This window comes from Halomonas sp. (assembly GCF_052095765.1).
In the GTDB taxonomy this organism is placed as follows: domain Bacteria; phylum Pseudomonadota; class Gammaproteobacteria; order Pseudomonadales; family Halomonadaceae; genus Halomonas.
Genome location: NZ_JBQDJZ010000098.1, coordinates 1 through 9642 on the forward strand (window position 1 = coordinate 1; position 9642 = coordinate 9642).

Below are 9642 nucleotides of genomic sequence, written 5' to 3' on the forward strand. Positions count from 1 at the left end.
GACGTATCTTGCTGACATTCTCGCGGTGTGAAAGTTTTCATGCGTTCTCCCTGCCGCCCGAGGTGGTTTCACCACTGATGCTGGCATTGACGACCTCAGCCTTGTCCCCGAGCCGATTCTGTAACAGGCTGACCCAGCCGGCGTCCTGTTCGATACCATAGGCGGCACTCAGACTGTCGCCCATGATTAGAACGGTAGGCTGCGGTGCTGCAGACAGTGGACAGATCACCAGTAATAGTATCAGCAGCAGCCATCCCTGAGTCTGCTTTTTTTTCCGTTGCCCAGTAGAGAACCCCATCATTATGCCAACCTCGTCCGCTGATCCTGTTGAGTACCGTCCCGCTGAAGATTCTGCCCTGATTCTACACGCTCGTGATCTGGAAAAGACCGTTGCTAGCGGCGAGCGGCCGCTGACCATTCTCAAGGACCTAGAGCTGCAGGTATCCGAGGGGCAGAGCGTGGCAATTATCGGACAGAGCGGCACCGGTAAGTCAACACTGCTGGGCCTGCTGGCCGGGCTAGATACGCCAACCAGCGGCGAGCTGGAGCTATTTGGTGAGTCACTGGGCGAAATGGATGAAGATGGTCGGGCACGTTTGCGGGCCGGGCGAGTGGGCTTTGTGTTTCAGAATTTTCAGCTTCTGCCAACGCTAACGGCGCTGGAAAACGTTCAGCTGCCGTTGGAGTTGACGCCGATGGCGGACGACCGCAGTCGTGCCCGGGAATGGCTGCAGCGGGTGGGCTTGGGTGAGCGGCTGGGTCATTTGCCACGCCAGCTTTCCGGTGGTGAGCAGCAGCGTGTGGCGTTGGCGCGCGCTTTTGTGACTGATCCCGTGCTGGTGTTCGCTGATGAGCCTACCGGCAACCTCGACCCGGTGACTGGCGAGCAGGTCATCGAGACGCTGTTTGCCTTGAATCGCGAAGCCGGCACCACCCTGGTGCTGGTGACCCATGACGCACAGCTGGCCGCGCGCTGTGATCGCAGTCTCAGGCTTGAGAATGGCCGCTTGACAGAGCAGGTGCCAGTACCGTTCAGCGAACAGAAGCAGGCCACTGAAAAGCAGGCTGCCGGGACGTTGGAGCAGAGCTCATGATGGCCATGCTCAAGCTGTCGTGGCGTGGGCTGTGGCGGGACTTCCGTGCCAACGACGTTCGTGCGCTGCTGCTGGCGCTGACCTTGGCTGTTGCTGCAGCCACCATGATTGGTTTTTTTCTTGACCGTCTGGAGCGTGGGCTGACACGGGAAGCCGGCCAGTTACTGGGTGGAGACTTGGTGCTGGAGCAGTCGCGCCCGTTTGACGAGCCTTTTCGCACAGCGCTGACCGAGGCCGGTTTTGCGTTGTCTGAGCGCGTGGGCATGGTGTCCATGGTCAGCCAGGGCGACGGATTTTCACCGGCCAGCCTCAAGGCGGTGGATGATGTCTATCCGCATTACGGCGAGTCGCTGGTTGACCGTGGAGAGGGGGCAGTGTCATTGGCGCGTGGGCCGGAGCCCGGCAGCGTGTGGATTGCGCCGCGTCTTGAAGTACTGCTCGGTGTGGGCCCCGGCGATATGCTGCAGGTCGGGCAGGCCAGGCTCAGGATTGACGGTGTGATCGAGAGCGAGGCCGACCCTTCGGCAGGCTTCAGCAGCTTTAACCCACGAGTGATGATGCACGTCGCCGACCTGCCAGCTACCGGGCTGATTCAGCCCGGTTCTCGCATCAACCATGAATTGCTGGCTGCCGGGCCAGTGGCGGCGCTGGATGCTATCGGACCGCGACTCGATCAGTGGCGCACACAGGGTGTTGAAGTCCGGGATGTGCGCCGCGATCGGCCGCGGCTGGGCAGTGCGCTGGCACGTGCCGATCGTTACCTGAGTCTGGCCGGGCTGGCTGCCGTGCTGCTGGCAGGCGTTGCCGTGGCCATGGCCACGCGGCGCTATGTGGAGCGTCATCTGGACACTGCGGCGCTATTAAGAAGCTTTGGCGCTACCCAGCGTGAGTTGGGCGGCATCTTCGCGCTGCAGCTACTATGGCTGGCGCTGATGGCGTCGCTGCTTGGCGCGCTCCTGGGGCTGGCGGGGCAGGCACTGTTGTTGCTGTTATTGAGCGGTATCCTACCGGTTGATCTTCCCGCGCCGGGGCCATTGCCGCTGGTGATGGGTGTGCTCACGGCGCTGGCGGTGCTGGTGGGCTTTGCCGGGCCGACGCTGCTGCGGCTGCGCCGCGTCAGCGCACTCAAGGTGCTGCGTCGTGAGCTTGACCCGCTGCCCGCGTCGGCCTGGCTGGTTCAAGGGGGGGCGGCGGCTGTGTTTGGTGCGCTGCTGTGGATGTACTCTGGTGATCTCAGGCTGGCGCTCGGATTGCTGGTAGGCGGCGGTGTGGCGCTAGTAGTGCTTTGGTGGTTGGGTGATCTGCTGCTCAACGTCTTGCTCAAGGTGTGTGCGGGGCTGCCACGTGCGGCTCTGGGCCGGAGTGAAACCGGCGGTGCCAAAGAGGGTCTGCTGCAGGCGCTACGCATCGGTGGTAGCCAGCTGGCCAGGCGTCGGGAGGCCAGTCTGGGCCAGTTGTTGGCTTTTGCTACCACGCTGTTTGCCATGGCGATGATTGCCATGGTGCGAGGCGACCTGCTCAGCGCCTGGCAGGATCAGTTGCCTGACGACACGCCCAATCATTTTGCGATCAATATTCAACCCCAGGAACGTGAGGCATTCGAAGCTCAGCTCAGTGAGTTGGCGCTATCGCGCAGCGCGCTCTATCCCATGGTGCGCGGACGGATTACTGCGATCAATGGCAACTTGCCGCGCGATGTGGTGCCAACCGAAGCCCAGGGCAGCAATGCTCTCAACCGCGAGCTCAACCTGACTTGGTCAAGCGCGCTGCCCGATGGGAACCGAGTGGTGGCCGGTGAGTGGTCTGCAACAGCTGGGTCTGCCGCTGATACATTCGATAACGGCGCTGGCCAGGACTGGTATGACAGCGTAGATGCTGAGCCCGATGACAATGCGCCTGTGGCAAAGATATCAATGGAGGCTGAGTTGGCCGGAAATCTCGGGCTCACACTTGGCGATGTGCTGACGTTTAGCATTGGCAGCGAGCAGGTAAACGGTGAGATTGCAAGCCTGCGCGAACTCAACTGGGACAGCTTTCAACCCAATTTCTATGTAATTTTCCCGCCTGACAGCCTCGGGCGCTTTGGGCACAGCTTCATCACCGCCTTTCACATGGACGCACAGCGAAACAACGTAAAGACGCTGATAACGCAGTTTCCCGGGGTGACCTTGCTGGATGTGGATTCCATCCTGCTACGCGTGCGCGATGTGCTGAATCAGGTGACGCGGGCGGTGGAGCTGGTACTAATCTTTGTGCTGCTGGCCGGCTGTAGCGTGCTATATGCCGCTTTGACCGCCAGTGCACCGGCGCGGGCTCATGAAGGGGGCGTGCTGCGGGTATTTGGCGCCGGCCAGGCCACTCTGGCGCGCATTCAGGCGGCCGAGTTTGTGTTGCTGGGATTGGCCAGCGGCTTGCTGGCTGCGCTGCTGGCTGAGCTTGCCGCCGCCGGGCTCTATATGGGCTGGCTGGATCTGGCGCCGCGGCTGCATCTATGGCTATGGCTGTGGTTGCCGTTGGGTAGCGCCTTGCTGGTCGGAGGTATCGGTCACTGGCTGTCGCGCGGCTTGCGGCGGCAGGCGCCGATGGCCAGCCTGGGCTTGCTTGGCGAAACTTGACTGTGTGGCGGCATTGCTCATGTATGTTCGGCAGAGTTTTATGCAGATAAGCTGAAGTCGGGCATAATGCCAGCCTGAAACAGTGATGCCGTCCATCGATTCATGGTATCGACACATAGTGAAATAAAGAGGAACAACATCATGCCAATGCCCCGTATGCGCCCTGTGGCCCTGAGTATTGCGCTGCTTGCACTTGTTGGTCAGGCCAATGCGGACAGCGAGCAGCTGGAAGCTGGATTGCGCGCGATGTTCACCAATGAGACAGGTGAGCTGACCATCGACAAGGTCTCCGACAGCTTGTTTGGTGGTAGCAGCACGGCAGAAGGGCTGGTGTATGTAGAGCCCTCTGTTGGCACCTTGCGAATTGATCGCTACGTGGTGAATGGTGATTTTGACAGCCCTGATGATGTGACGATCGAAGGAATGACCTTCAGTGCAGAGGGCAGTGATACCGATGCAGTGAGCGCGAACAAGTTGATTCTTAGCCATCCTGATCGGGCGGTTATTGATCCCTCTGAAGTCGTGAATGGCGAGATGGATTTTAGTGCGGAATCTATTTTGCTTAATAAGCTGGCTGTTGTGGTCAATGATCAGTCCGCAGGAAGTGACTCTGACCTTAGGGAGCTGTTGGAAGATTTTATCGGCCAAGTGGAGCTGGAGAGTCTTGAGTTTCGGCAGGTCACTCAGGAAGGGTTTGATGGCCTAACGCTTGAAGGACTGAGTTCTGAATTTGAACGACTCCAGCAATTTGGTGCGGGCACCATGTCGTTGGATAAACTGATGATGAACGGCATCAGTGTCTCTGGCATGAAGAGCGTCAGCGAGGGAGACGTCGACGAGCGGGATGATGATCCGTTGATGACAGAAATGACGGTAAATGGCTTCGATATTGATGCGGAAGGTCTGGCGGTCAGTTTGGAAAGCTTGGTGTCAGATCAAGACTGGAGCGATGGTGAGACAGGTACCACTATCAGCAATCTGGTCTTTGATGTAGGACGCATGATGGAGCTGATACCGGCCGATGAGCGCACCAATGTGCGAATGATATCGAATATGCTGACGGGTGGCAGCAACATACTTACCCTGAACGCTGAAGGTTCGGGCAGTCTTGAAGAGTTGTCTGACGGTCGAGCAGACTATCAGGTGACGAGTGATATCAGGCTGGCTGATGCGCTGAATATTAAAAGCATGATCGGCCTGGTGTTGCTCACGCCGGAGGGTATGGAGCCCGCTGACTATGTGGTGCAGATTGAGCAGAGCAACTTAGAACTGTTGGACTTTGAGTCAGGAAAAGCTCGCTTGGGACTGGTTAACCAGGGGGTGTTTAACCGCATTCCTGCTGTTGCTGCAACGGTTGAAGGCATCAGCGAAGAGGAGTTTATCCAGCAAGCACGTACCCAAGCTAAGGGAATGGGCAACATGTTTGGGCCGCAGGTATCTAAGGTGTTGGTTGGTCTGGTTGATATGATGGAAGGCAAAGCGAATGAAATGGACGTTTCTGTCACTCTGCCATCTTTGACGACACTGGAAACCAGCGTTAATGATCCTCTGGGTCTGCCTGACAAGCTTTCAATGAAAGTGGAAATCGAATAATCGCTGAACCTTGTCCTGGCCGGAAGGTCGGTTGGAATATCGTCCAGGATGCCGCCCCGTAGAGGGCGGCTTTTTTATACACGTTTATCCGGCTCGTGCTGTGGTTTTAAAATGCTCATCTGAAGGTGAGAAATCATCGGTTTCGGGAAGCGTCCGAGCGTAGGACAGCCGCCATGGGCTGGGGTATGATAGTGCGATTCGATTCAACCCCCAGATGCGAGGTTTTTCGCCGATGTTTAGCCGTGATATGCAGATTGCTGGATTCGATGATGCCCTGTTCGAGGCGATGCAAAAAGAGAGCGCCCGCCAGGAAGCTCACATCGAGCTGATTGCCTCCGAGAATTACGCCAGCCCGCGCGTCATGGAGGCGCAGGGTAGCCAGCTGACCAACAAGTACGCGGAAGGCTATCCCGGTAAGCGCTACTACGGTGGCTGCGAGTACGTCGACATCGTCGAGCAGCTGGCGATTGACTATGCCAAGCAGCTGTTTGGTGCCACCTATGCCAACGTTCAGCCGCACTCGGGTTCCCAAGCGAATGGCGCTGTTTTTCAGGCGCTGGTCAAGCCGGGCGATACCGTGCTTGGTATGAGCCTGGATGCCGGCGGTCACCTGACTCATGGCGCTGCCCCCAATTTTTCCGGCAAGCACTACAATGCCATCCAATACGGTATCAACGAGTCCGGCCGTATCGATTACGACGAGGTGGCTAAGCTGGCCCGTGAGCACAAGCCGAAGATGATCATCGCCGGTTTCTCCGCTTACTCACAGCTCATCGACTGGGCAAAGTTTCGCGAGATTGCCGATGAGGTGGGTGCCTACCTGCTGGTTGATATGGCCCACGTTGCCGGTCTGGTTGCCGCGGGTATCTATCCCAACCCGGTTCCCCACGCCCATGTAGTGACCACCACGACTCACAAGACACTGCGTGGCCCGCGTGGCGGCCTGATTCTGTCTGCCGAGGGTGATGCCGATATCGAGAAAAAGCTGCAGTCTGCGGTGTTTCCGGGCATCCAGGGTGGTCCGCTGGAGCATGTGATTGCTGCCAAGGCGGTCTGCTTCAAAGAAGCCATGGAGCCGGACTTCAAGACCTACCAGCAGCAGGTGGTAAAGAATGCCCAGGCCATGGCTGGCGTCTTCATTGAGCGCGGTTTCGATATTGTCTCCGGCGGCACCGAAGACCACCTCTTCCTGCTGTCGCTGGTCAAGCAGGGCGTGACCGGAAAAGACGCTGATGCGGCACTCGGCCGTGCTTATATCACGGTCAACAAGAACGCGGTGCCCGGTGACCCTCAGAGCCCGTTCATTACCTCTGGTCTGCGTATCGGCACTCCGGCGGTGACCACGCGCGGTTTTGGTGAGAAAGAGTGTCGCGATCTGGCTGGCTGGATCTGTGACATCCTTGATGTCATGGCCAAGGGTGGGGATACGAGCGCTGTTGAAAAAAATGTGAAGGCCAAGGTTGAGGCAGTCTGCGCTGAGCATCCGGTGTATCGCTGATACGTAGAAAAGCCTGATAGCCACATGGCAGGTGTCGTGCTGGCTGACAACGCTCCCGGGTTGAATTCAATCCGGGAGCGTTTTTTATTGCGGTCCGAATAGAGTCGGATGGGTGAAAAAGCAGGCTGACTGCGACGAAAGGACGCGTGTCGCCTGAGCTGGTACAGGGTATTCTTGATGAGGGTTGGTGTTATTACCTTATTCCAAAATAGTATCTCGGAGCACAAGCCATGCGCAGATCTTTTCTTATTCCCGCAGCGGCATCGATTCTCGCTGTAGTGTTGGCAGTCACCCCGGTACTGGCCGAAGAAGAGAAAGCGGCGTCTTACCGCGAAACCGAGCTAGGGCTCTACGTCAGCGCTGCTGAGGCGCACACCCTGATGCAGGATAATCAGCGCGCTGTGCTGATTGACGTGCGTGATCCGGTAGAAATCAAGTTTACTGGTTTTGCTGAAGGTACTGATATTCACGTGCCCTGGGTGTTGGCAGACATCAGCCACTTTGATGAAGAGTCAGGCAGCTGGCCGATGGTTAAAAACACGGATTTTGATGCCCAGATCAAAGCCAAGCTTGTAGCGCTTGGTGTCGCCAAAGATGACCCGGTCATCGTTATGTGCCGCTCCGGTTCAACGCGCAGTGCTCCGGCCGCCGATGTGATTCATCGCATGGGTTACAGTGAAGTCTATTCGGTCACTGATGGTTTCGAAGGTGGCAAGCTCAAGGACGGCGACTCTGAAGGCGTGCGGGCTGTGAACGGCTGGCGTAACTCCGGTCTGCCATGGAGCTATAGCATTGACGCCGATGTGGCATGGACACCAGAGAACGCCGAACAAGCAGAGTAAACGGAGTCCCGTCAGGGGCCGTATGATTTCATTCATCACAGGGAGTAATACATGAAACTAGGTTCCATTATCCTGGCTGCAACACTCGCCATGGCCACACCGGTTATGGCTGATGATCAGGCTCAATCAGGAGAGCAGGCAATGGTGAAAGATTCCGAGCGTGCGCTGGTCATCCTGACCAGTGACTCACCCCAGACTCAGGGTATGGCGATGATTCTCGCCAACGCGATGCAGCAGCAGGGCAGTAAGCTGAACATCCTATTGTGCGACAAGGCCGGTGATCTGGCGCTGAAAAGTCACACCAGCGAGCCGTTGGCGCCCAAAGGTGTCACGCCGGAAGGACTGATGCAGAAGATGATGGATGAGGGTGCTGAAGTACAGGTGTGCGCCATCTACCTGCCCAACAGCGAGCATGGCGAAGATGATCTGCGTGACGGCATCAGTGTTGCTGCACCAGCCCCCATCGGCGAGATGATGCGCGATACTGCACTCCCCACGTTCACTTTCTGAGACTCCCTGCCCGGGAGTGAGACGACAGCTGATGGCTGAGCGTCATGACAGTTTGGCAAGAGGTGCTTTGATCCCGGTCGGGTTTTCCCCGCCGGGATTTTTTGTTGGGTAAGCCGTTTGTTGGATAGGCTGGGGCAGAGATAGGTGCCGAGGCGATAAGCAGCCGGTGGAGAAAGGCACATTATCCTGAACTATCAATGCAATAGCTTCCAGCTATTGGTCATAAATAGGGAAATGGAATATCCTTATAACCATTGTTATATTGATAACTTCCGGCGCCGCGCCAGGTGCCATTAAAAAACCCGAAAGGAGAAGAACATGGACGCGAACAATCCAACTGCCAATGCACCCGTCATGCCTCAGCTCAATCGCCCAGCGCCTGACTTCACTGCCCCGACAACCCATGGGGAGAAGTCGCTTTCTGATTACAAAGGTAAGTGGCTGGTGCTGTTTGCCCACCCGGCGGACTTTACGCCAGTCTGTACTACGGAGTTCATGGCTTTTGCTCAGCGTGCGGATGAATTTAAGGCCCTGAATACCGAGTTGCTGGGGCTTTCCATCGACGGCATTCATGCGCACATCGCCTGGACCCGCAGCATCAAGCAGAACTTCGATGTCGAGATTCCGTTCCCGATCATTGCTGATCTGAGTATGAAGGTGGCCGATGCCTACGGCATGGTGCAGCCTGGTGCCAGCGACACCTCAGCAGTACGCGCTACCTTTGTGATTGATCCGGAAGGTGTGCTGCGTGCGATGATTTACTATCCGATGAGCAATGGCCGCTCGATTGATGAAGTGGTCCGCTTGGTGAAGGCACTGCAGACCAGTGACGAGCATGGTGTTGCAACCCCAGAGGCCTGGCAGCCAGGTGATCAGGTGATTGTGCCGCCGCCGGCCACTGATATGGCCGCTGAAGCCCGTAAGGACGAAGGCTACGATTACGTTGACTGGTATTTCAGCAAAAAGACGCTGTAAGTAGAGCTGACAGTGGGTGATTGGTCTGGCCGAGATTGGCCAGGCCAATCACTTTTTGTTGGGTTCTGGTGTGTATCAGATGTTCATGATTGGGAGCTGTCCCCGTGGAGTCTTGTTTGGCACCATGCTGTTGACTCCAGTCACCTATCCAGGAGAGAAGAGATGGCAAAACATCAAACCAGTCAGGATGAAATAGAGCAGTTCTCTGATGTTGAGGACAACACGCAGATTTTGACGGTGGAAGACAAGGCGTATGATCTTGAAAAGCTGAGTGATGAAGCACGTCAGATGCTGGTGAACGTCCAGGCAGCAGAACACGAGCTAAGAGAGCTGGACCGCAAAGCGGCGATTGCCCAGACAGCTCATGCTGCTTACATGAGCGCCCTCAAGGAAGCTCTGCCCGAGCCGCTGAAAGCCGAGGTGTCCAAGGCCGCTGGTAAAAAGAAGTAACCAATGGGTTTGTTATCAGATGACACCCTGTCGGCCTTGAGCCGGCAGGTTTTTTTATTCTATTG

9 protein-coding genes are annotated in these 9642 nt (G+C 57.0%); 8 read left to right on the forward strand and 1 reads right to left on the reverse strand.

All coding sequences use genetic code 11. The annotated features are described in order from the left end of the window. Window positions 1–37: 37 nt before the first annotated feature. Entirely contained in the window at window positions 38–301 is a 264-nt protein-coding gene (locus tag ACTH3D_RS11315) for an SGNH/GDSL hydrolase family protein (RefSeq protein ID WP_441667220.1), read from the reverse strand. 1 nt (window position 302) lies between these two features. Between ACTH3D_RS11315 and ACTH3D_RS11320 the strand changes: the two genes are divergently transcribed. The 8 genes from ACTH3D_RS11320 (at window position 303) to ACTH3D_RS11355 (ending at window position 9577) form a co-directional block, all read left to right on the forward strand. Continuing rightward, window positions 303–1094 (forward strand): ABC transporter ATP-binding protein, encoded by a 792-nt coding sequence (locus tag ACTH3D_RS11320; protein WP_441667221.1) that lies wholly within the window; start codon window positions 303–305, stop codon window positions 1092–1094. Beyond that, window positions 1091–3709: an ABC transporter permease gene (locus ACTH3D_RS11325; RefSeq protein WP_441667222.1), complete on the forward strand. Its 2619-nt coding sequence runs from the start codon at window positions 1091–1093 to the stop codon at window positions 3707–3709. Before ACTH3D_RS11320 ends, ACTH3D_RS11325 begins: the two co-directional genes overlap by 4 nt. Window positions 3710–3850: 141 nt before the next feature. Then, the gene (locus ACTH3D_RS11330) at window positions 3851–5302 is read left to right on the forward strand and encodes a hypothetical protein (protein WP_441667223.1); all 1452 of its coding nucleotides are present in this window, start codon (window positions 3851–3853) and stop codon (window positions 5300–5302) included. Window positions 5303–5534: 232 nt separating this feature from the next. After that, window positions 5535–6800, forward strand: coding sequence for a serine hydroxymethyltransferase (gene glyA / locus ACTH3D_RS11335; RefSeq protein ID WP_441667224.1), 1266 nt, complete (start codon window positions 5535–5537; stop codon window positions 6798–6800). A gap of 230 nt (window positions 6801–7030) precedes the next feature. After that, on the forward strand, window positions 7031–7642 hold the full coding sequence (locus tag ACTH3D_RS11340) for a rhodanese-like domain-containing protein (RefSeq protein ID WP_441667225.1): 612 nt from the start codon (window positions 7031–7033) through the stop codon (window positions 7640–7642). A gap of 51 nt (window positions 7643–7693) precedes the next feature. Next, window positions 7694–8152 carry a hypothetical protein gene (locus ACTH3D_RS11345; RefSeq protein ID WP_441667226.1) on the forward strand — a complete coding sequence of 153 codons (459 nt, stop codon included), beginning with the start codon at window positions 7694–7696 and terminating at the stop codon, window positions 8150–8152. Window positions 8153–8470: 318 nt separating this feature from the next. Beyond that, entirely contained in the window at window positions 8471–9127 is a 657-nt protein-coding gene (locus ACTH3D_RS11350) for a peroxiredoxin (protein ID WP_441667227.1), read from the forward strand. Between the two features lie 162 nt (window positions 9128–9289). Next, complete coding sequence (locus tag ACTH3D_RS11355; protein WP_441667228.1) at window positions 9290–9577, forward strand: DUF6447 family protein; 288 nt, start codon at window positions 9290–9292, stop codon at window positions 9575–9577. The last annotated feature ends 65 nt before the right edge of the window (window positions 9578–9642 follow it).

Coding starts and splice junctions, on each gene's coding strand:
- ACTH3D_RS11315 (WP_441667220.1), bottom strand. CDS start 301: ATGATGGGGTTCTCTACTGGGCAACGGAAAAAAAAGCAGACTCAGGGA.
- ACTH3D_RS11320 (WP_441667221.1), top strand. CDS start 303: ATGCCAACCTCGTCCGCTGATCCTGTTGAGTACCGTCCCGCTGAAGAT.
- ACTH3D_RS11325 (WP_441667222.1), top strand. CDS start 1,091: ATGATGGCCATGCTCAAGCTGTCGTGGCGTGGGCTGTGGCGGGACTTC.
- ACTH3D_RS11330 (WP_441667223.1), top strand. CDS start 3,851: ATGCCAATGCCCCGTATGCGCCCTGTGGCCCTGAGTATTGCGCTGCTT.
- glyA (WP_441667224.1), top strand. CDS start 5,535: ATGTTTAGCCGTGATATGCAGATTGCTGGATTCGATGATGCCCTGTTC.
- ACTH3D_RS11340 (WP_441667225.1), top strand. CDS start 7,031: ATGCGCAGATCTTTTCTTATTCCCGCAGCGGCATCGATTCTCGCTGTA.
- ACTH3D_RS11345 (WP_441667226.1), top strand. CDS start 7,694: ATGAAACTAGGTTCCATTATCCTGGCTGCAACACTCGCCATGGCCACA.
- ACTH3D_RS11350 (WP_441667227.1), top strand. CDS start 8,471: ATGGACGCGAACAATCCAACTGCCAATGCACCCGTCATGCCTCAGCTC.
- ACTH3D_RS11355 (WP_441667228.1), top strand. CDS start 9,290: ATGGCAAAACATCAAACCAGTCAGGATGAAATAGAGCAGTTCTCTGAT.